Source organism: Mycolicibacterium sp. CBM1, from assembly GCF_054073305.1.
In genome coordinates, this window is record NZ_JBSXPP010000006.1 from 259,108 (window position 1) to 279,195 (window position 20,088).

Genomic DNA, 20,088 nt, shown 5'->3' on the forward strand with positions numbered 1-20,088 from the left:
GAATTAACCTGCAGGAGTTGAGGTGGCCAGGAGAGCGTCAGTTGACCGCTCGAAGACCAAATCGACAAAGAAGGTTTCGGTCAAGAAGGCCACAGCGGCGCCGCGTCGGGTGGTAGCGGCCGGCGCCGCGCTGTGGCGGCCCGATCCCGAGACCGGCGAGCCGCTGCTGGCGGTGATACACCGGCCGCGGTACGACGACTGGTCGCTGCCGAAGGGCAAAGTCGACCCCGGTGAGAACGAACCGGTGGCCGCGGTGCGCGAGATATGGGAGGAGACCGGTCAACGGGCCCACCTCGGCCGTCGGCTGATCCAGACGCACTATTCGGTTCCGCAGGGCCACAAGACGGTCCACTACTGGGTGGCCCGGGCGTTGGGCGGCGAGTTCACCCCCGGCGACGAAGTGGACCGGCTGGAGTGGCAGCGCGCCGCTGATGTCGCGAAATCCCTTACCTATCCTCATGACCGGAACGTGCTGGCGGCCTTCGCCGCCCACCCCGCCGACACCCAGACCGTCCTGATCGTTCGGCACGGCACCGCGGGGCTGAAGTCCCGCTACCGCGGGGACGACCGCAGCCGGCCGCTGGACAAGAACGGCCGCGCGCAAGCCGAGTCGTTGGCCGGACAGCTGATGGCGTTCGGGGCCACCGACATCTATGCCGCCGATCGCGCCCGCTGTATCCAGACCGTGGAACCGCTGGCACAGGAGCTGGGCGTCAGAATCTCGACGGAATCGAGCCTGACCGAAGAGGCCTATGCGGTGGATCCCGCGGCCGCGCATGCTCGGGTGGCTGAAATCGCCGGGCGGGGCGGCACACCCGTGATCTGCACGCAGGGCAAGGTGATTCCCTACCTGCTGGCTTGGTGGCGCGACTCCGGCAAGCCGGACAAGTCACGCAATCGCAAAGGCAGCACGTGGGTGTTGTCATTGCACGACGGCCGGATTCTGGCCGCCGACTACATCGACAGTGCGTTGGCCACCAAAGCGTGACCGCACCCGAACCGGGCCCTCACACGCGAATACGCCGCGGGCACTGGGCCCGCGGCGCATTCGACACGGTGATTTAGCGGCGGCCCTTCTTGGCGGGGGCAGCCTTCTTGGCCGGAGCGGCCTTCTTGGCGGGCGCAGCCTTCTTGACCGGAGCGGCCTTCTTGGCGGGCGCAGCCTTCTTGACCGGAGCGGCCTTCTTGGCGGGCGCAGCCTTCTTGACCGGAGCGGCCTTCTTGGCGGGCGCAGCCTTCTTGACCGGAGCGGCCTTCTTGACCGGGGCCTTGGCCGGGGCCTTCTTCACGACCGCCTTGCGGACGGCCTTCTTGGCGGCGGCCTTCTTGACCGGGCCGGCGACAGCGCCGCGCTTGACGGCCGGACCTTCAGCCGGAAGCTTCTGCGCACCGGAGACGACGGCCTTGAACTGGGCGCCGGGACGGAAAGCGGGAACGGAAGTCGGCTTCACCTTGACGGTTTCGCCGGTGCGCGGGTTGCGCGCAACACGGGCGGCACGACGCCGCTGCTCGAAAACGCCGAACCCGGTGATCGTCACGCTGTCGCCCTTGTGCACTGCGCGCACAATGGTGTCGACGACGTTCTCCACAGCCAGGGTTGCCTGCCGACGATCTGAGCCCAATTTCTCCGTGAGTACGTCGATGAGCTCTGCTTTGTTCATTCAATTCCTCCGCGGCCAGTGGTCCACTTTGGACCGACTGCAGAACACGGTAAACCCTTGTGCTGCAGATTTCCAAGAGCCACGCCCAATTTCAGGCACGACTTAGGTGGATTTCAGCAATCCGCTTGCCGCCCTAGGGCGGTGATACACCGGGGCCCGAACCCCCCATTCAGGGCGGGAATTCGGCGTTCCGACCCTTTCAGGAGGTCAGCGAAATGCGCGGCTTCCAACTCGGCCGGGCCGCCTCGAAAGCCTCAATCTCGGAACGTTTCCGCAGCGTAAGGCCAATATCGTCGAGTCCTTCGAGCAGCCTCCACGCGGTGTAATCGTCAATCGTGAACGGCACCACTACCGTTCCCGCAGTGATATTGCGATCTTGAAGATTCACAGTGATTTCCAGGCCCGGATTCTGCTCGATCAGCTTCCACAGCAGTTCGACATCGTCTTGGGCGACTTCGGCGGCCAGAAGCCCGGCCTTGCCCGCGTTGCCGCGAAAGATGTCGGCGAATCGGGACGAGATGACAACCCGGAATCCGTAGTCCATCAGTGCCCAGACCGCATGCTCGCGGGACGACCCGGTGCCGAAATCCGGTCCGGCGACCAATACCGAACCCCGGTCGAAGGGGCTCAGATTGAGCACGAAGGAAGGATCCGTGCGCCAGGCGGCAAACAGTCCGTCCTCGAAACCCGTTCGGGTGACCCGCTTCAGGTACACCGCCGGAATGATCTGATCGGTGTCGACATTGGAGCGGCGAAGCGGAACCCCGATGCCGGTGTGGGTGTGGAATGCCTCCATGGCGTTCTCCTTAGCAGGTCAGTTGTCGAGATCGGCAGGTGAGGACAGCGTTCCGCGCACCGCGGTGGCCGCTGCGACCGCCGGCGAGACCAGGTGGGTCCGGCCGCCTTTGCCCTGACGGCCTTCGAAATTTCGGTTCGACGTCGAGGCGCAGCGCTCCCCGACCGCAAGCTGATCGGGATTCATCCCCAGGCACATCGAGCATCCCGCCTGACGCCATTCCGCACCGGCGGTGGTGAAGATCTCACCCAGCCCTTCGGATTCGGCCTGGGCGCGCACCCGCATCGAGCCGGGCACGACTAGCATCCGCACGCCGTCGGCGACCTTGCGGCCGCGCAGGACGTCAGCCACCACCCGCAAGTCTTCGATCCTGCCGTTGGTGCAGGACCCGACGAACACGGCGTCCACCGGGATCTCGCGCATCGGAGTGCCCGCACGAAGGCCCATGTAGGTCAACGCCTTCTCGGCGGACTGGCGCTCGGAATCGCTGGTCATCAACTCCGGATCGGGCACCGCATCACCCAGCGGCACACCCTGTCCGGGGTTGGTCCCCCACGTCACGAACGGGGTCAGCGTGGTCGCATCGATGTAGACCTCGGTGTCGAACTCCGACCCCTCGTCGGTCTTGAGCGCCTCCCATGCGGCCACGGCCGCGTCCCAGTCCGCACCCTTCGGCGCGTACTGCCGGCCACGCAGATATTCATAGGTCGTCTCGTCGGGCGCCACCATGCCGGCGCGGGCGCCGGCCTCGATGCTCATGTTGCAGATCGTCATGCGGCCCTCCATCGACAGCGATTCGATGGTGCTGCCGCGATATTCGATGACGTAGCCCTGGCCGCCACCGGTACCGATCTTGGCGATGACCGCCAAGATGATGTCCTTGGCGCTCACGCCGGCGGGCAGCGCGCCGTCAACGTTGACCGCCATCGTCTTGAACGGCCGCAGCGGAAGTGTCTGAGTGGCAAGCACATGCTCGACCTCGGAGGTGCCGATACCCATCGCCAGCGCGCCGAAGGCGCCGTGCGTGGACGTGTGACTGTCACCACAAACGATGGTCATCCCCGGCTGGGTCAGCCCGAGCTGCGGACCCATCACGTGCACGATGCCCTGTTCGGCGTCGCCCATCGGGTGCAGCCGAACGCCGAACTCGGCGCAGTTGCGCCGCAACGTCTCCACCTGGGTGCGCGAGATCGGATCGGCGATCGGCTTGTCGATGTCGACCGTCGGCACGTTGTGGTCCTCGGTGGCGATGGTCAGGTCTGGACGGTGCACCGGCCGGCCGGCCAACCGCAGTCCGTCGAAGGCCTGAGGGCTGGTGACCTCGTGGACGAGGTGCAGATCGATGTAGATCAGATCGGGCTCGCGACCCGCGCCGCTCCCGGCGCCGGCGGCCACGACATGGTCATCCCACACCTTCTCGGGCAGGGTTCTGGGTTTGGCGGGCTGGGCCATGGTGTCTCGATTCGTTCGTCGACCCCCGGACGTGAATCTAGATATCTCACATTCCGGGAAGTTAGTATCTCGATATGAGACAGGATAGCGGCATCGGCGTGCTCGACAAAGCCATGTGCGTACTGCACTCGATCGCCGAGTCCCCCTGCGGGCTGGCCGAACTCTGTGAGCGCACCGGGCTGCCGCGGGCCACCGCGCACCGGCTCGCGGCGGGTCTGGAAGTCCACCGTCTGCTGGCCCGCGACAGCGCGGGACGCTGGCGGCTCGGCCCGGCCATCACCGAATTGGCCGCTCAGGTCAACGACCCGCTGCTGGCGGCGGGCGCGGCGGTGCTGCCCAGGCTGCGGGAGATCACCGGGGAGAGCGTCCAGCTCTACCGCCGCGAGGGCAGCACCCGCATCTGCGTGGCCGCCCTGGAACCACCTGCAGGGCTTCGCGATACCGTGCCCGTCGGCACCCGGCTGCCGATGACAGCCGGATCGGGCGCCAAAGTCTTACTCGCCCACAGCGACGCCGCCACCCAACAGGCGGTGCTACCCGAGGCGAAATTCACCGAACGCACGCTGGCCGAGGTTCGCAAACGGGGCTGGGCGCAGAGTGCCGCCGAACGTGAACCGGGCGTGGCGAGTGTCTCGGCTCCGGTCCGCGACCGCAACGGCGCGGTCATCGCCGCGGTGTCCGTCTCGGGGCCCATCGACCGGATGGGCCGACGGCCCGGTGCGCGTTGGGCAGCCGACCTGCTCGCCGCCTCCGAGGCGCTCACCCGGCGGCTGTGATCCGCGCGACAGCAGCGCCGGCCGGCCTGCCAAACTGACGACATGGGAACCAATCAACGCAACCAGATTGTTATGAGCGAGGCCGAGATCGCCGATTTCGTGGCGTCCAGCCGCACCGGCACCATGGCGACCGTCGGTCCCGACGGCCAACCGCACCTCGTCGCGATGTGGTACGGCGTCCTCGACGGCGAGATCTGGATCGAGACGAAAGCCAAGTCCCAGAAGGCGGTCAACCTTCGGCGCGACCCGCGGGTGAGCTTTCTCATCGAGGGCGGCATGACCTATGACACGCTGCGCGGCGTCTCGTTCGAGGGTGTCGGCGAGATCGTCGACGACCCCGACACCATCTTCAAGGTCGGCGTCAGCGTCTGGGAGCGCTACAACGGGCCTTACACCGACGATCTCAAGCCGGCCGTCGACATGATGATGAACAAGCGGGTGGCGGTCCGCATCGTCGCCCATCGCACCCGGTCCTGGGATCACGGCAAGCTGGGCCTGCCGGCGATGCCACTGGCCGGTTCCACCGCTCCGCAGCAGTGAACACCGGCGGGCCGGCGCGGGGCGCTGGCCGAAGCCCGCCGCTGGCGATGGTCCGCACCGGTGAATGCCAGCGTTCCGTGCCGCAGTAGCGCCGCCGACAGCGGTCCTGCGCCGGCACCGGTGTCGCGCCCTATGGACCGTGCTGGACTGTGGTGCGACCAGTTCCGACGTGCACAGGGGCCACAACGACGAATCGCCCGGTCAATGACCGGGCGATTCCGTTGGTAGCCCCGATGGGATTCGAACCCACGCTACCGCCGTGAGAGGGCGGCGTCCTAGGCCGCTAGACGACGGGGCCAGAACCAAACTGTGGCGCGTCTCGCGACGCACCGGTTTGCCAGCATAGCTCAGAGCGCTGCACCGACGAAATTGCGCTCCGTACCGACAAAGTGCTGGGGTACCAGGACTCGAACCTAGAATGGCTGAACCAGAATCAGCTGTGTTGCCAATTACACCATACCCCATTGGCTGCCTATAACCGCTGGTCAGAGGCTTTCATCCCAGTGAAGCGAGGGACTCTGCGCGCTCTGGCCGTGGGTTGCGGGCCGACGAGCACACTACCAAAGATTTCCGGTGGTCTATTCCGCCACCCCGGCCTGCTCGCGCGCGGCACGCAGCCGGTGCAGGCTGCGCTCCCGTCCGAGCAGCTCCAGAGACTCGAACAACGGCGGGCTGATGGTGGCACCGGTCGCCGCGACCCGGATCGGGCCGAAGGCTTTGCGCGGCTTGAGCTCGAGACCCTCGAGCAACGCGGCCTTGAGCGCCTCCTCGATGCCGGACACTGTCCACTCGGCCCCCTCCAGGGCGGCGATCGCCGCCTCGAGTACCGGTGCGGAGTCCGGACCGAGTTCCTTGGCGGCCGCCTTGGGGTCCAGCTCGTAGGCGTCGTCGTCGAAGAACTTCAGCAGCCCCCAGGCGTCGGAGAGCACCACGATGCGCGTCTGCACCAGCTGGGCGGCGACGGCAAAGCCGGCGTCGTCGAGACCGGTGTCGTGGCCGTGGGCGCGGAAGTAGTCCGCGAGCCGCGTGGTGAATTCGGCCTCGTCGAGGCGGCGGATGTGTTCGGCGTTGATCGCGTCGGCCTTCTTCTGGTCGAATCGCGCCGGGTTGGAGTTGACGTCGACGACGTCGAAGGCGGCGACCATCTCATCGAGGTTGAAGATGTCGCGGTCCTCGGCAATCCCCCAGCCGAGCAGCGCCAGATAGTTCAGCAGGCCCTCGGGCAGGAAGCCGCGCTCGCGGTGCAGGAAAAGGTTGGATTCCGGGTCACGCTTGGACAACTTCTTGGTGCCTTCACCCAAAACGGGTGGCAGATGGGCGAATTCGGGCACCCGGTCGGCCACGCCAATACGCATCAGCGCCTGGTACAGCGCGATCTGACGCGGGGTCGACGGCAGCAGGTCCTCCCCGCGCAGCACGTGGGTGATCTTCATCAGCGCGTCGTCGACCGGATTGACCAAGGTGTACAACGGCTCTCCGGTGGCACGGGTCAGCGCGAAATCCGGCACCGTCCCGGCAGCGAACGTCGTCGTACCGCGAACCAGGTCGTGCCAGCTGATGTCCTCGTCGGGCATCCGCAGCCGCAGCACCGCTTTGCGGCCCTCGGCGGCGTAGGCAGCGCGCTGCTCGTCGGTCAGGTCGCGATCGTAATTGTCGTACCCCAATTTGGGATTGCGCCCCGCGGCGAGGTGACGCGCCTCGACCTCCTCCGGGGTGGAGTAGGCAGGGTAGGCCTCCCCCGCCGCCACCAGTCGGTCCACCACGTCGCGGTAGATGTCGGTGCGCTGAGACTGCCGGTAAGGCCCGTGCGGCCCACCGACTTCGGGGCCCTCGTCCCAGTCCAGCCCCAGCCAGCGCAGCGCCTCGAGCAGAGCGGCGTAGCTCTCCTCGGAATCACGCTGGGCATCGGTGTCCTCAATCCGGAAGACGAAGGTGCCGCCGGTGTGGCGCGCGTAGGCCCAGTTGAACAGCGCCGTGCGCACCATGCCGACATGCGGGATACCGGTCGGCGACGGGCAGAAGCGCACCCGCACCGAGTCGCTGGCCGCGGTCATCAGTTGCCCTTCCGGATGACGGGGTTGGTCAGCGTCCCGATGCCCTCGACGCTGACGCTGACGGTGTCACCGTGCTCGATGGGTCCGACGCCTTCGGGGGTGCCGGTGAGGATGAGATCGCCAGGCAGCAGCGTCATCACCGCCGAGATCCACTCGATGATGGCGCCGATGTCGTGGATCATCAACGAGGTTCGGCTGAGCTGGCGCACCTCGCCGTTGACCTCGGTGCGGATTTCCAGATCCGACGGGTCGAGGTCGGTGACGATCCAGGGGCCGACCGGACAGAAGGTGTCGTGACCCTTGGCGCGCATCCACTGCCCGTCGGCCTTCTGCTGATCACGCGCTGAGACGTCGTTGGCGATCGTGTAACCCAGGATGTTCTCGGCGGCCCGGGCGGCAGGCACGTCCTTGCACGGGCGGCCGATCACCACCGCCAGCTCCCCTTCGTGGTGGACCGGCGAGGCGTTGGCCGGCAACTGGATCGTCGCCCCCGGCCCGATGATCGCGGTGTTGGGCTTGAGGAAGATGACCGGGTCCTCGGGAGCTTCGCCGCCCATCTCATCGATGTGAGCCTGGTAATTCTTGCCCATGCAGACGACCTTGCTGGCCAGGATTGGGGCCAGCAGCCGGACGTCGGCCAGCGGCCAGCTGCGGCCGGTGAAGGTCGGGGAGCCGAAGGGGTGCTCGGCGATCTCGCGGACGATCTCGCTTCCGGAATCCCCCTCGATGCTGACAAAAGCGACCCCATCGGGGCTGGCGATTCGACCCAGGCGCATTCGTCACAGCCTAATATCCGCGGGCCGGTGGGCCGGCAGCGCCCGCCGCTCTCACAATGTGGGATCACAATTCAGCATCCTGGGATGGCGTGGAATCATCGGGGAATGGCCGTCGATACGCTGAGCACCGTGCGGCGCTGGTCGATGCTCGCCATCGGCTTGTTCGCGACGTTGTCCGCCAACGTCTTCATCAACGGTGCCGCCTTCCTCATCCCCACTCTGCACACCACGATGGGCCTGGATCTCGCCAAAGCCGCTCTGGTGTCGGCGATGCCGAGCTTCGGCATGGTGGTGACGTTGATCGCCTGGGGTTACGTGGTGGACCGCGTCGGCGAGCGCCTCGTACTGGCCCTCGGCTCGGCGTTGACCGCTGCGGCAGCGTTCGCCGCTGCGGCGATGCATTCACTGATCCTGGTCGGTGTTTTCCTCCTGATCGGCGGAATGGCCGCCGCCAGCAGCAATTCCGCCAGCGGGCGCTTGGTCGTCGGCTGGTTTCCCCCGCACCAGCGTGGGCTGGTGATGGGGATTCGCCAGACCGCCCAGCCGTTGGGCGTCGCCGTCGGCGCCCTGGTCATCCCCCGCCTGGCTCAGGCACACGGCGTGGGGTCCGCGCTGTTGTTCCCGGCGATCACGTGCGTGGTGGCCGCACTGGTGTGCGCCGTCGGGGTGATCGATCCGCCCCGGCCCCCGCGCGCCGACGCGCCGGCCGAACACCTGGCCAACCCCTACCGCGGCTCACCCGTGCTGTGGCGCATCCATGCGGTTTCGGTGCTGCTGGTGGTGCCCCAATGTGTGGTGTGGACCTTCACGCTGGTGTGGCTGATCGCCGACCGCGGCTGGTCGGCGCAGTCGGCCGGCGTGCTGGTCATGAGCGCCCAGGTACTCGGGGCGCTGGGCCGCATCGCGGCCGGGCGGTGGTCGGATTGGATGGGCTCGCGGTTGCGGCCGATCCGCCTGATCGCCGTCGCCGCCGCGGCGTCCATGGCGGCGCTGGCGGCACTGGATGCGTTGCACTCCCCGCTGTCCATCGCGGTGATCATCGCGGCGTCGGTGATCACCGTCAGCGACAACGGTCTGGCGTTCACCGCCATCGCCGAGATCGCCGGACCGTTTTGGAGCGGGCGCGCACTCGGCGCGCAGAACACCAGCCAGCTACTCACCGCGGGGCTGACCCCACCGCTGTTCGGAGCGCTGATCGGGGTGCTGGGCTACCCGGTGGCTTTCGCCGTGTGCGCGCTGTTCCCGCTCATCGCACTGCCACTGGTGCCGGTCGAGCCGTCGGCAGCCACCGAGCCGAGCCGAGGCTAGAGCGCGGCGCGGATCCGGTCGCCGACCTCGCGGGTCGACAGCGTCGCGTCGCCACGGGTGGCCAGGTGCTGGGCCACCGCCTTGTCGACCCTGCCGGCTGCGGCGTCCTCGCCCAGATGACCGAGCAGCAGCGCCACCGACATCACCGCCGCCGTCGGATCGGCGATCCCCTGCCCGGCGATATCGGGCGCGCTGCCGTGAACCGGTTCGAACATCGACGGATTGGTGCGCGTCGCGTCGATGTTCCCACTGGCAGCCAGGCCGATGCCACCGCAGACCGCGGCGGACAGGTCGGTGATGATGTCGCCGAACAGGTTGTCGGTGACGATGACGTCGAAACGTCCGGGATCGGTGACCATGTGGATGGTCGCGGCGTCGATGTGCTGATAGGCGACCTCGACATCGGGGAACTCCGTCCCGACCTCGGCCACCACCCGTGACCACAGGCTGCCCGCGAAGGTCAGCACGTTGGTTTTGTGCACCAGCGTCAGGTGTTTGCGCCGCGACTGCGCGCGGGTAAACGCATCGCGCACCACCCGCTCGACACCGAACGCGGTGTTGACGCTGACCTCGGTCGCCACCTCGTGGGGTGTGCCGACGCGCAGCGCGCCGCCGTTACCGGTGTAGGGGCCCTCGGTGCCTTCGCGCACGACGACGAAGTCGATGCCGGTGACCCCGGACAGCGGGCTGTCGACGCCCGGATAGAGCCGTCCCGGACGCAGGTTGACGTGGTGGTCGAGGGCAAATCGCAGCTTGAGCAGTAGGCCGCGTTCCAGGATGCCGCTGGGCACCGATGGATCGCCGATCGCACCGAGCAGGATCGCGTCGTAGCCCCGGAGTTCCTCGATGGTCTCCGCAGTGAGTAGCTCACCGGTGGCGTGGTAGCGGCGGGCGCCAAGGTCGTACTCGGTCTTGTCCACCCCGGGCAGCACCACGTCGAGCACCTGCAGCGCTTCGCCGATCACTTCCGGGCCGATGCCGTCGCCCGCGATCACCGCCAATTTCACGACAGGTCCACCACTTCCAGCGTCGTCGCCTCTACGGCCGCACCGATCGCGGCGCGGACGTCCTCGGGTACATCACGATCCAGCCGAAGCATGACCGTCGCGGCCTCTCCGCTGGTGTCCTGACTGAGCTGGGCGGCCAGGATGTTGACGCCGGCGTTGCCCAGCAGGGTACCGATCTTGCCCAGGGCGCCGGGCTGATCGGTGTAGTGCAGCACCAGATTCACGCCGCGGGCCCGCAGATCGAAGTTGCGGCCGTTGATCTGGACGATCTTCTCGACCTGCGCAGGCCCGGACAGGGTGCCCGAGACGTTGGTCGCCGAGCCGTCGGGCCCGACGACGCGGACGTCGACAAGGCTGCGGTGGTTGGGGCTTTCGGTGGCCGTGCTCAGTTCGCTGTTCAGCCCCCGCTCGGCGGCCAGGTTGGGTGCGTTGACGAACGTCACCTGCTGGTCGGTGACCGTGGAGAAGAAGCCGCGCAACGCCGAAAGTTTCAGCACCTCAACGTCTTCGGAGGCAAGCTCACCGCATACCCGCACCGAGAGACTGGTTGCCGCACCGGTCGAGAGCATCCCGACCAGCAGACCCAGCTTGCGGGCCAGGTCCAGCCACGGTGCCACCTCCTCGCTGACCGCACCGGCACCGACGTTGACCGCGTCCGGGACGAATTCGCCGGCCAGGGCCAGCTTGACGCTCGCCGCGACGTCGGTGCCCGCCCGGTCCTGCGCCTCGGTGGTGGAGGCGCCTAGGTGCGGGGTGACGACCACCTGCGGCAGTTCGAAGAGCGGGCTGTCGGTGCATGGTTCGGTCGAGAACACGTCGAGCCCGGCGCCGCGAACGTGCCCGCTGGTGATCGCGTCGGCTAGCGCCTGCTCGTCGATCAACCCGCCGCGTGCGGCGTTGACGATGATCACGCCGGGCTTGGTCTTGGCCAGCGCCTCCTTGCCCAGCAGGCCCGCGGTCTCCGGGGTCTTGGGCAGGTGCACCGAGATGAAGTCGGCGCGGGGCAGCAATTCGTCGAGCGGCAGCAGTTCGATCCCGAGCTGGGCGGCCCTGGCCGCCGGGACATAGGGGTCGTAGGCGATGACATGGGTGCCGAACGCGGCCAGCCGCTGGGCCACGAGCTGTCCGATGCGGCCGAGGCCGACGACGCCGACGGTCTTGCCGAAGATCTCGGTGCCGTTGAACGACGAGCGCTTCCAGGTATGTGCGCGCAGGGTGGCGTCGGCGGCCGGGATCTGCCGGGCCGCGGCCAGCATGAGGGCCAGCGCATGCTCGGCGGCGCTGTGGATGTTGGACGTGGGGGCGTTGACGACGAGCACCCCGGCGGCGGTGGCCGCGTCGACGTCGACGTTGTCCAGGCCGACACCGGCGCGGGCGACGATCTTCAGTTTCGGCGCGGCGGCGATCACCTCGGCGTCGACGGTGGTGGCCGAGCGCACCAGCAGGGCGTCGGCGCCGGCGACGGCGGCCAGCAGCTTGGGCCGGTCCGGTCCGTCGACCCAACGCACCTCGACCTGGTCGCCCAGCGCGGCGACGGTCGATTCGGCAAGTTTGTCTGCAATCAACACAACAGGCAGATTCACGCCGGTCAGCCTAATGTGTGCCGCCCGCCGCACGACCGGCGGCTGCTATGCGGTCTACTGGACGGGTGGACGTCACCGTCGTCGGCAGCGGTCCCAACGGCCTCGCGGCGGCCGTCATCTGCGCACGCGCGGGGCTGGCGGTCCAAGTGGTGGAGGGTCAGCCGACGTTCGGCGGCGGGGCCCGCACTGCCGCCGATCCCGAATACCCCGACATCCGCCACGACGTCTGCTCGGCCGTGCATCCACTGGCGTTGGCCTCGCCGTTCTTCGCCGAGTTCGACCTGCGGGCCCGCGGCGTGCAGTTCGCGATCCCGGAGATTTCCTACGCCAACCCGCTGCCCGGCCGGCCCGCCGCGATCGCCTACCGCTCGCTGGAGCGCACCTGCGCCGAACTGTCCCACGGCAGATCATGGCGGCGGCTGTTCGGCCCGCTGGCCGAACACCCCGACGGCGTCCTCGGGTTCTTCCTCGGCGACAAGCGATCCGTACCGCCGGATCTGCCGACCACCGTGCGCTCCGGCCTGCGGGTGCTGGCGCAGGGCAGCCCAGCGTGGGGAATGTTGCAAGGCGAGGATGCCCGCGCGTTGTTCACCGGCGTTGGGACGCATGCCATTTCGACGATGCCGTCCCCGGTGAACAGCGGGGCCGGAATCATGCTGGGCACCGTGGCGCACACCGCGGGCTGGCCGGTGCCGATCGGCGGCAGCCAGGTCATCGTCGACGCGCTGCTGGCCGACCTGCAGGCGCACGGCGGCGAACTCGTGGTCGGTGAGCCGGTCCAGGAACCGCCCGCAGGGGTGGTGCTCTACGACACCGCACCGACTGCGCTGTTGGACATCTACGGGCCTCGGGTGCCGGACCGGTACGCCGCGGCGCTGCGCCGCTACCGTTACGGCGCGGGAGTCTGCAAGGTCGACTTCGTGCTCTCCGGTGAGATCCCGTGGCGCGACGAACGGATGGCGAACTCGCCCACCCTGCACATGGGTGGCAGTAGGGCCCAGATGGCGCACTCGGAGAACGAGATCGCCGCCGGGCGGCACGCCGAGTGGCCGATGACGCTGGCGGCATTACCGCACCTGTGCGATCCGTCCCGCATCGACGAGGCGGGGCGCCGTCCGCTGTGGACCTACGCCCACGTTCCGGCGAATTCGACCGCAGACCTGACCGAGACGATCACCGCCGTCTTCGAGAAGGCCGCCCCGGGATTCCGCGATCTGGTTCTCGCCGCGCGCTGTGTGCCGGCGGCCGAGATGCCGGCACACAACGCCAACTACATCGGCGGGGACATCATCGTCGGCGGGGCCACCCTGTTCGCGGCGATGATCGGGCCCACCCTGCGGTGGAACCCCTGGACCACCCCGATTCCGCGGGCGTACCTGTGTTCGTCGGCCACTCCGCCGGGAACCGGCGTGCACGGGATGTGTGGCTACTACGCCGCACGAACCGTGCTGCGCCGCGAGTTCGGGCTGCCGCTGCCGGCGCTTCGGCCCTAGTCGCAGCGCCGCCCCGCTCAGGGTCTATGCGGTCGATTCGAGACCGAAGTACGTAGTGCCGCCATAAAAGTCATCGGGATTCGGCACGTAGGCGGGCGTGTACGAGAAGTAGATCGGTCCTTGCAGGAACGGGATGATGCCGGTGTTGAAGCCCAGGCTGGTCGGCCATAACTCGGGCGAGTCACCCTCTGCCACCTGGAGGGTGGTCACCGTCGTCTGGTACAGGAGGGTCGAGCCATCGGGGGTGAAGACTTCGATGACGGTTCCGGCGGGCAGAGAGTCATAATCGGCGAGGCCGGTAATGGTGGGCGGCAGCATGCTGGCCGAGACGCCGCCGCCGATACCGCCGCTGTCGATGGTGGCGGTGGCGTCATGGGTGGTCACCGACACCCCGTCATAGGTGACCACGACCGACAGCTTCGTATAGAACCAGCCGGGCACGCTGGTGGACTTCGGCAACGGGTTTGCACCGAAGGTGAGCTGGCTGGCGGGCATGTCGATCAGCAACCCCTGACCGAGTCCACCCGGAAGTGTCAGCACCGGGCTGGAGATGTCAGCTCCGGTGTAGGGGCCGACGCCCATCGTCGGGGCGAGGGCACTGGCGTATTTCGGTTGGTCCCACTCTGATCGCGGAACCGGCTCCCACGTGCCGTCGGTCTGCTTCTCCTCGATGTAGTCGACGACCGCGATCGGGGTGCCGGCAGTCACCATCCCGTCGCCGAAGTTGAGCGAGGCTGCATAGACGGTGTAGTAGAAGCGTCCCCACGTTGCGTACTGGATCATCCCTGTGACGCCGAGCGTCGGTCCCAGCGAGGCACTGTCCAACTTGGTGATCGGAACGACGAGACCTGCTGAGCCGGTATCGATTTCGACGTCCTTCAACTCTGTGCCGTTGACCTTGAAGTGAACTGTCGCGAAGTCGACGGTGTCATCGTAGGTCAACTTGATCGTCGGCGCGCCACCCGCGGCTCCCGCGGATCCGTCCCTCCCGAACAGACCTCCGCTTCCTCCAGGACCGCCGGGCGCGGACACTCCCCCGGCGCCACCGCTACCGCCGTTGCCGAGGAACACACCGGCGGCTCCGCCGGCGCCACCGGCTGCCCCGGCCCCACCGGTTCCGCCCGTGCCACCGTTGCCGATCACTGCGGCACTGCCACCGGCACCACCGGCCCCACCGGCCCCACCGGCTCCGCCGGCACCGCCGTCACCGAAGAACACGCCACCGGCACCGCCGGTCCCACCGGGCGCACCCCAGCCGCCGGCGCCCCCCGCACCGCCGGCACCGATCAGCCCGGCCGCGCCGCCACTACCGGCGCCACCACCCGCACGCGGCCCGGCACCGCCGGTGCCACCGGCGCCACCGTTCGCGATCGACAGCGCGCCCGCCTGGCCGCCGCTGCCGCCCGCGCCCCCGAACCCGTCGTAGCCCGTGGCCGCGCCGCCGTCACCGCCCGCACCGGCCCAGCCGAACACCGAGAACAGACCCGTGCTGCCGCCCGCGCCGCCGGCTCCGCCGAATCCGTAGTTGCCGGCCGCGGCGCCCCCCTCGCCGCCGTCTCCGGCGACGCCCAGAATCGAGAACAGGCCAGTGTCACCACCGGTACCGCCAGCGCCGCCGACCAGGCCGGTGCCGGTGACCGCCCCGCCGGCTCCTCCGGAGCCGCCGTTGCCCGCGAGCAGACCGCCGCGGCCGCCATTGCCGCCGGCACGACCGTCGACGCCCGCACCGCCGGCCCCTCCGGAGCCCAGCAGGCCCGCCGAGCCGCCGTTACCCCCGGCATAGCCGCTGCCGCCGTTGCCCCACAGCAGACCGGACCGTCCACCGGTGCACGGCCCACCTTGATTGCAGGTCTCCGCGGTCCAGCTGTAGCCGTTGCCGATCAGCAGGCCGGCATTCGGATGAGCGGCGGTACCGTTGCCGACCAAGGTGCCGACCAACTGCTGGACGGACTTCGCTGTCGGGGAAGCGGCCGAAACCCCGGTACCGGCGACGACCCCGGGACGAGCCGAACCCGCACGCGGCACCGGTGATGCGGTGAATACCGCTGCGCGCGTTGCGCGGTGGGCGGGAGCAGCGCGGTGCGCAGCAGAAGTTCGGGCCGACGACGCACCGGCAGACGCCTTGCCGCCCGTGGCTGTCGCGCCGGTGTCGGCGGCTGCCGGCGTGGACAGCGACACGACCGCGGCTCCCAGCGCGACCGTCAGCGCACCGGCCCACCCGAGGTAGCGCGCACATCCGATCCCGGCGCGGCTCGCGACCGCGCTCGGCTTACCCGGAACCAGCTCAACGGAATCTGCAACCCGCACAGTGACTCCCCCACACCCCGTCGGCGGCACCGACTCTGAGCGCAGAGACTACAACCAAGAGCGCCGGTACAGTCATGATTCGACGTCGTCGACTCGGCGTCACATTCGCGTTCCGCCAGCGTGGCGCCACGGCCATCGCTTGGAAACCGACGATCGGTCCAAAACCAAAGCCACGCAGGAGAGTTCCTGCGTGGCTTCGGCTCGTTGTTCCAGACGCGCCTGGTGTCAGGCGGTTTCGGTGATCGGCCGGTCGACCCAGCTCATCAGGTCGCGCAGCTTCTTGCCGGTGATCTCGATGGGGTGCTCGGCGTTCTGCTTGCGCAGCGACTCGAGTTCCTTGTTTCCGCCTTCGACATTGGCCACCAGCCGCTTGACGAAGGTGCCGTCCTGGATGTCGGAGAGGATGTCCTTCATCCGCTTCTTGGTATCGGCGTCGATGACCCGCGGGCCGGACAGGTAGCCGCCGAACTCCGCGGTGTCGGACACCGAGTAGTTCATCCGGGCGATGCCACCCTCGTACATCAGGTCGACGATCAACTTGAGCTCGTGCAGCACCTCGAAGTAGGCCAGCTCGGGGGCGTAGCCAGCTTCGACCATGACGTCGAAGCCAGTCTTGACCAATTCCTCGGTGCCGCCGCACAACACGGCCTGCTCGCCGAACAGGTCGGTCTCGGTCTCGTCCTTGAAAGTGGTCTTGATGACGCCGGCGCGGGTGCCGCCGATGCCCTTGGCGTAGGACAGCGCCAGCGCCTGACCTTCACCAGTGGGGTCCTGCTCGATGGCGATTAGGCAAGGCACACCCTTGCCGTCGACGAATTGCCGGCGCACCAGGTGGCCGGGCCCCTTGGGGGCGACCATGCCGATGGTCACGTCGGCCGGCGGCTTGATCAGCCCGAAGTGGATGTTCAATCCGTGACCGAAGAACAGCGCGTTGCCGGCTTCCAGGTTCGGCTCGATGTCGTTGCGGAAGATCTCGGCCTGGGCGGTGTCGGGCGCGAGCAGCATGATCACGTCGGCCCAGGCGACCACGTTCGCGGGGGTGTCGACCTCGAGGCCCTGTTCGGTGACCTTCTCGCGCGACTTGGAGCCTTCCTTGAGCCCGACCTTCACCTGGACGCCGGAATCGCGCAGGCTCAGCGAATGAGCGTGGCCCTGGCTGCCGTAACCGATCACGCCGACCTTGCGGCCCTGGATGATCGACAGGTCGGCGTCGTCGTCGTAGAACATCTCAACTGACACGATTGAACTTTCCTTCTGGTTGGTTATTACGGGGTTTTCTACTTGTTGTTCGTCATCCCGCGCGGCCCGCGCGACAGTGACACCACGCCGGATTGCACAATCTCGCGGATGCCGTAGGGCTCGAGAACCCGCAGCAGCGCTTCGAGCTTCTCCGGGGTGCCGGTGGCCTCTACGGTCAGCGACTCGGTGGAGACGTCGATGACCTTGGCGCGGAACAGGTTCACGGCCTCGATCACCTGACTACGGGTGCCGGCATCGGCGCGCACCTTGATCAGCGCCAGTTCGCGGGCCACCGAGTTCTCGCCGTCCTGCTCGACGATCTTGATCACGTTGATCAGCTTGTTGAGCTGCTTGGTGATCTGTTCGAGCGGGGTCTCCTCGGCGGTGACGACGATCGTCATCCGGGACATGTTCTTCTGCTCGGTGGCTCCGACCGCCAGCGACTCGATGTTGAAGCCGCGCCGGGAGAACAGTGCGGCCACCCGGGCCAGGACACCCGGTTTGTCCTCGACGAGCACCGAAAGCGTATGGGTGACAGGATTTCCCGCCATCAGGCCCGACCCTCCTCGTTCTCGTCGAACAGCGGCCGGATGTTGCGCGCTGCCATGATCTCGTCGTTGCCGCAGCCGGCGGCGACCATCGGCCACACCTGCGCGTCGGCGCCGACGATGAAGTCGATCACCACCGGCCGGTCGTTGATGGCCCGCGCCTGGTTGATGACGTCGATCACGTCTTCTTCACGCTCACAACGCAATCCGACGCATCCGAGCGCCTCGGCAAGCTTGACGAAGTCCGGGATGCGGTGGCTGTGGGTGGACAGGTCGGTCTGGCTGTAGCGCTCCTCGTAGAACAGCGTCTGCCATTGCCGCACCATGCCCAAGTTGCCGTTGTTGATCAGCGCAACCTTGATCGGCACCCCTTCGATGGCACAAGTGGCCAGCTCCTGGTTGGTCATCTGGAAACAGCCGTCGCCGTCGATGGCCCAGACCTCGGTCTCGGGACTGCCCATCTTGGCGCCCATCGCCGCGGGCACCGCAAATCCCATGGTGCCCAGGCCGCCCGAGTTGAGCCAGGTGCGCGGTTTCTCGTACGAGATGAACTGCGCGGCCCACATTTGGTGCTGACCCACTCCGGCGACGTAGATGGCGTCGGGCCCAGCGATCTTGCCCAGCTGGGAGATGACGTACTCCGGGCTCAGGCTGCCGTCACGCTGTGGGTTGTAGCTCAACGGATAGGTGGCCCGGATCCCGGAGAGGTACTCCCACCAGCTGTCCAGGTTGGCCTGGGAGTTGTTCCGCTCCTGCCCGCCGCCGAGCTTGCGCAGCGCCTCGATCAGCTCCACGATCGCCAGTTTCACGTCACCGACGATCGGGACGTCGGCATGGCGGTTCTTGCCGATCTCGGCGGGGTCGATGTCGACGTGGATGACCTTGGCCTCGGGGGCGAAGGAGTCCAGCTTGCCGGTCACCCGGTCGTCGAAGCGCGCGCCCAGGGCGATCAGCAGATCGCTGCGCTGCAGGGCCGCCACCGCCGCGACGGTGCCGTGCATGCCCGGCATGCCCAGGTTCTGCGGGTGGCTGTCTGGGAACGCGCCGCGGGCCATCAGCGTGGTGACCACCGGGATGCCGGTCAGCTCGGCCAGGTCCAGCAACTCCGCGTTGGCATCTCCGCGGATGACGCCGCCACCGACGTAGAGCACCGGCTTGCGCGCTTCGGCGATCAGCTTGGCGGCCTCGCGCACCTGCCGGCTGTGCGGCTTGGTGTTGGGCTTGTAGCCCGGCAGGTCGATCTGCGGCGGCCAGGCGAAGGTGCACTGCGCCTGCAGGATGTCCTTGGGGATATCGACGAGCACCGCGCCGGGGCGTCCGGTGGAGGCGATGTGGAACGCCTCGGCGATCACCCTGGCGATGTCATCACCGTTGCGGACCAGGAAGTTGTGTTTGGTGATCGGCATGGTGATGCCGGAGATGTCGGCCTCCTGGAAGGCGTCGGTGCCGATCAGGCTGCGTCCGACCTGCCCGGTGATGGCCACAACCGGGATGGAGTCCATCTGGGCGTCGGCCAGCGGGGTGACCAGGTTGGTGGCGCCGGGGCCGGAGGTGGCCATCATGACGCCGACTTTGCCGGTGGCATGGGCATAACCGCTGGCCGCGTGGCCGGCACCCTGCTCGTGGCGAACCAGGACGTGACGCAGTTTGGTGGAGTCGAACAGCGGGTCGTAGACCGGCAGCACGGCGCCGCCGGGGATGCCGAAGATGGTGTCGACGCCGAGTTCTTCGAGGGAGCGGACTACCGCCTGGGCGCCCGTGAGCTGCTGGGGGGCGACGCGCCTGGCGGCGCCGGTCGTGCCTGCGATCTGCGGTGCGGCTCCGCCGCCATTGGCCGGCGCGGTGGCCGCCGTTGGCTCGGGTGGTCGCGTGGTGGGTGCGCTCACGGTGTCGTCCTTTACGGTGCTGTTCGTTTCTTCGGGCAAGAAAAAACCCCCGTCAGCTTCGGCGGCTGTACGAGGGTTGCGCGCTGGTGCGTGTGGCTATACCCGGGTCGGGGCAAGCGCGGCACCAACGCGCTGGCCAATTACTACGAGCATTCCGCCGGTCTTCATAACCTGCGACGGTAGCCTCCGCACAGCTCAGGCGTCAAATCCCGGGTACCTGACCGGTGATGGGATGATGCAGGTATGTCATCGCGGCGCGCACCCGACTCCTCGGCCACCACTCGGAACCGGAAGCCGGTGGTGATCCGGATGTCGCCGATGGCCCATTTCGCGTCGGGATTCGTGGCGCTGTGCCTGCTGGCGCTGATCCCGGTTTTTCCGGTCTGGGCGGCGGTGGTCTTGGTGCTCCCGGTGCTGGCTTCGGTGGCGATCATGCGGCTGCGCACGGTGGCCGACCAGGACGGGCTGACCGCCCGGACGTTCCTCGGCAGCCGGACGGTGTCCTGGCAGGACATCGACGGATTGCGTTTCGACCGCAGTACCTGGGCGCATGCCCACCTGCTCGACGGCTCCGAGCTGCTGCTTCCCGCGGTGACCTTCGCGACGCTGCCCACGCTGGCCGCGGCCAGCGGCGGACGGGTGCCCAACCCGTATCAGTGAGC

17 protein-coding genes and 2 tRNA genes are annotated in these 20,088 nt (G+C 67.9%); 6 read left to right on the top strand and 13 right to left on the bottom strand.

Annotation, left to right across the window (positions count from 1 at the left end):
• Positions 1-22 precede the first annotated feature (22 nt).
• Positions 23-988, top strand: coding sequence for an 8-oxo-(d)GTP phosphatase MutT1 (gene mutT1, locus ACXDF8_RS11100; protein WP_457223287.1), 966 nt, complete (start codon positions 23-25; stop codon positions 986-988).
• A 73-nt stretch (positions 989-1,061) separates the two neighbouring features.
• On the opposite strand, the gene ACXDF8_RS11105 is transcribed toward mutT1, so the two are convergent.
• From ACXDF8_RS11105 to leuC, 3 genes are all read right to left on the bottom strand, one after another.
• A complete protein-coding gene (locus tag ACXDF8_RS11105) occupies positions 1,062-1,661 on the bottom strand; it encodes an HU family DNA-binding protein (protein WP_457223288.1) in 600 nt (199 codons plus the stop codon).
• Positions 1,662-1,860: 199 nt separating this feature from the next.
• Positions 1,861-2,457: a 3-isopropylmalate dehydratase small subunit gene (gene leuD / locus ACXDF8_RS11110; protein WP_457223289.1), complete on the bottom strand. Its 597-nt coding sequence runs from the start codon at positions 2,455-2,457 to the stop codon at positions 1,861-1,863.
• Between the two features lie 18 nt (positions 2,458-2,475).
• Positions 2,476-3,909, bottom strand: coding sequence for a 3-isopropylmalate dehydratase large subunit (gene leuC / locus ACXDF8_RS11115; protein WP_457223290.1), 1,434 nt, complete (start codon positions 3,907-3,909; stop codon positions 2,476-2,478).
• Between the two features lie 74 nt (positions 3,910-3,983).
• On the opposite strand from leuC, the gene ACXDF8_RS11120 reads away from it, so the two are divergent.
• Positions 3,984-4,685: an IclR family transcriptional regulator gene (locus ACXDF8_RS11120; RefSeq protein WP_457223291.1), complete on the top strand. Its 702-nt coding sequence runs from the start codon at positions 3,984-3,986 to the stop codon at positions 4,683-4,685.
• A 42-nt stretch (positions 4,686-4,727) separates the two neighbouring features.
• The gene (locus ACXDF8_RS11125) at positions 4,728-5,225 is read left to right on the top strand and encodes a pyridoxamine 5'-phosphate oxidase family protein (protein ID WP_457223292.1); all 498 of its coding nucleotides are present in this window, start codon (positions 4,728-4,730) and stop codon (positions 5,223-5,225) included.
• A 222-nt stretch (positions 5,226-5,447) separates the two neighbouring features.
• On the opposite strand, the gene ACXDF8_RS11130 is transcribed toward ACXDF8_RS11125, so the two are convergent.
• From ACXDF8_RS11130 to ACXDF8_RS11145, 4 genes are all read right to left on the bottom strand, one after another.
• Positions 5,448-5,523 (bottom strand) — tRNA-Glu (locus ACXDF8_RS11130).
• A gap of 94 nt (positions 5,524-5,617) precedes the next feature.
• Positions 5,618-5,689: transfer RNA gene (locus tag ACXDF8_RS11135), tRNA-Gln, on the bottom strand.
• A gap of 114 nt (positions 5,690-5,803) precedes the next feature.
• Positions 5,804-7,279 (bottom strand): glutamate--tRNA ligase, encoded by a 1,476-nt coding sequence (gene gltX, locus ACXDF8_RS11140; protein WP_457223293.1) that lies wholly within the window; start codon positions 7,277-7,279, stop codon positions 5,804-5,806.
• Positions 7,279-8,055: a fumarylacetoacetate hydrolase family protein gene (locus tag ACXDF8_RS11145; protein WP_457223294.1), complete on the bottom strand. Its 777-nt coding sequence runs from the start codon at positions 8,053-8,055 to the stop codon at positions 7,279-7,281. Before ACXDF8_RS11145 ends, gltX begins: the two co-directional genes overlap by 1 nt.
• A gap of 105 nt (positions 8,056-8,160) precedes the next feature.
• Here ACXDF8_RS11145 and ACXDF8_RS11150 point away from each other — a divergent pair, with 105 nt between their 5' ends.
• Positions 8,161-9,363 (top strand): MFS transporter, encoded by a 1,203-nt coding sequence (locus ACXDF8_RS11150; protein WP_457223295.1) that lies wholly within the window; start codon positions 8,161-8,163, stop codon positions 9,361-9,363.
• Here ACXDF8_RS11150 and ACXDF8_RS11155 read toward each other — a convergent pair.
• The gene (locus tag ACXDF8_RS11155; protein ID WP_457223296.1) at positions 9,360-10,370 is read right to left on the bottom strand and encodes a 3-isopropylmalate dehydrogenase; all 1,011 of its coding nucleotides are present in this window, start codon (positions 10,368-10,370) and stop codon (positions 9,360-9,362) included. The genes ACXDF8_RS11150 and ACXDF8_RS11155 overlap by 4 nt on opposite strands.
• Positions 10,367-11,953, bottom strand: coding sequence for a phosphoglycerate dehydrogenase (gene serA / locus ACXDF8_RS11160; protein WP_457223297.1), 1,587 nt, complete (start codon positions 11,951-11,953; stop codon positions 10,367-10,369). The genes ACXDF8_RS11155 and serA overlap by 4 nt, the downstream gene beginning before the upstream one ends.
• A 65-nt stretch (positions 11,954-12,018) precedes the next feature.
• Here serA and ACXDF8_RS11165 point away from each other — a divergent pair, with 65 nt between their 5' ends.
• Positions 12,019-13,446 (top strand): phytoene desaturase family protein, encoded by a 1,428-nt coding sequence (locus ACXDF8_RS11165; protein WP_457223298.1) that lies wholly within the window; start codon positions 12,019-12,021, stop codon positions 13,444-13,446.
• 24 nt (positions 13,447-13,470) lie between these two features.
• Here ACXDF8_RS11165 and ACXDF8_RS11170 read toward each other — a convergent pair whose 3' ends face one another.
• From ACXDF8_RS11170 to ACXDF8_RS11185, 4 genes are all read right to left on the bottom strand, one after another.
• Positions 13,471-15,753 (bottom strand): PecA family PE domain-processing aspartic protease, encoded by a 2,283-nt coding sequence (locus ACXDF8_RS11170; RefSeq protein ID WP_457223299.1) that lies wholly within the window; start codon positions 15,751-15,753, stop codon positions 13,471-13,473.
• Between the two features lie 225 nt (positions 15,754-15,978).
• The gene (gene ilvC, locus ACXDF8_RS11175; RefSeq protein ID WP_457223380.1) at positions 15,979-16,980 is read right to left on the bottom strand and encodes a ketol-acid reductoisomerase; all 1,002 of its coding nucleotides are present in this window, start codon (positions 16,978-16,980) and stop codon (positions 15,979-15,981) included.
• A 50-nt stretch (positions 16,981-17,030) separates the two neighbouring features.
• The gene (gene ilvN / locus ACXDF8_RS11180) at positions 17,031-17,543 is read right to left on the bottom strand and encodes an acetolactate synthase small subunit (protein ID WP_457223300.1); all 513 of its coding nucleotides are present in this window, start codon (positions 17,541-17,543) and stop codon (positions 17,031-17,033) included.
• The gene (locus tag ACXDF8_RS11185) at positions 17,543-19,426 is read right to left on the bottom strand and encodes an acetolactate synthase large subunit (protein WP_457223301.1); all 1,884 of its coding nucleotides are present in this window, start codon (positions 19,424-19,426) and stop codon (positions 17,543-17,545) included. Before ACXDF8_RS11185 ends, ilvN begins: the two co-directional genes overlap by 1 nt.
• Before the next feature lie 243 nt (positions 19,427-19,669).
• On the opposite strand from ACXDF8_RS11185, the gene ACXDF8_RS11190 reads away from it, so the two are divergent.
• Positions 19,670-20,086 (top strand): PH domain-containing protein, encoded by a 417-nt coding sequence (locus ACXDF8_RS11190; protein ID WP_457223302.1) that lies wholly within the window; start codon positions 19,670-19,672, stop codon positions 20,084-20,086.
• The last annotated feature ends 2 nt before the right edge of the window (positions 20,087-20,088 follow it).

What these genes read in the sequence shown, in the direction of transcription:
- gltX (WP_457223293.1), bottom strand. Translation starts at nt 7,279, where the DNA reads ATGACCGCGGCCAGCGACTCGGTGCGGGTGCGCTTCTGCCCGTCGCCG.
- ACXDF8_RS11105 (WP_457223288.1), bottom strand. Translation starts at nt 1,661, where the DNA reads ATGAACAAAGCAGAGCTCATCGACGTACTCACGGAGAAATTGGGCTCA.
- ACXDF8_RS11145 (WP_457223294.1), bottom strand. Translation starts at nt 8,055, where the DNA reads ATGCGCCTGGGTCGAATCGCCAGCCCCGATGGGGTCGCTTTTGTCAGC.
- ACXDF8_RS11150 (WP_457223295.1), top strand. Translation starts at nt 8,161, where the DNA reads ATGGCCGTCGATACGCTGAGCACCGTGCGGCGCTGGTCGATGCTCGCC.
- ACXDF8_RS11190 (WP_457223302.1), top strand. Translation starts at nt 19,670, where the DNA reads ATGTCATCGCGGCGCGCACCCGACTCCTCGGCCACCACTCGGAACCGG.
- ACXDF8_RS11125 (WP_457223292.1), top strand. Translation starts at nt 4,728, where the DNA reads ATGGGAACCAATCAACGCAACCAGATTGTTATGAGCGAGGCCGAGATC.
- leuC (WP_457223290.1), bottom strand. Translation starts at nt 3,909, where the DNA reads ATGGCCCAGCCCGCCAAACCCAGAACCCTGCCCGAGAAGGTGTGGGAT.
- ACXDF8_RS11120 (WP_457223291.1), top strand. Translation starts at nt 3,984, where the DNA reads ATGAGACAGGATAGCGGCATCGGCGTGCTCGACAAAGCCATGTGCGTA.
- leuD (WP_457223289.1), bottom strand. Translation starts at nt 2,457, where the DNA reads ATGGAGGCATTCCACACCCACACCGGCATCGGGGTTCCGCTTCGCCGC.
- ilvN (WP_457223300.1), bottom strand. Translation starts at nt 17,543, where the DNA reads ATGGCGGGAAATCCTGTCACCCATACGCTTTCGGTGCTCGTCGAGGAC.
- ilvC (WP_457223380.1), bottom strand. Translation starts at nt 16,980, where the DNA reads ATGTTCTACGACGACGACGCCGACCTGTCGATCATCCAGGGCCGCAAG.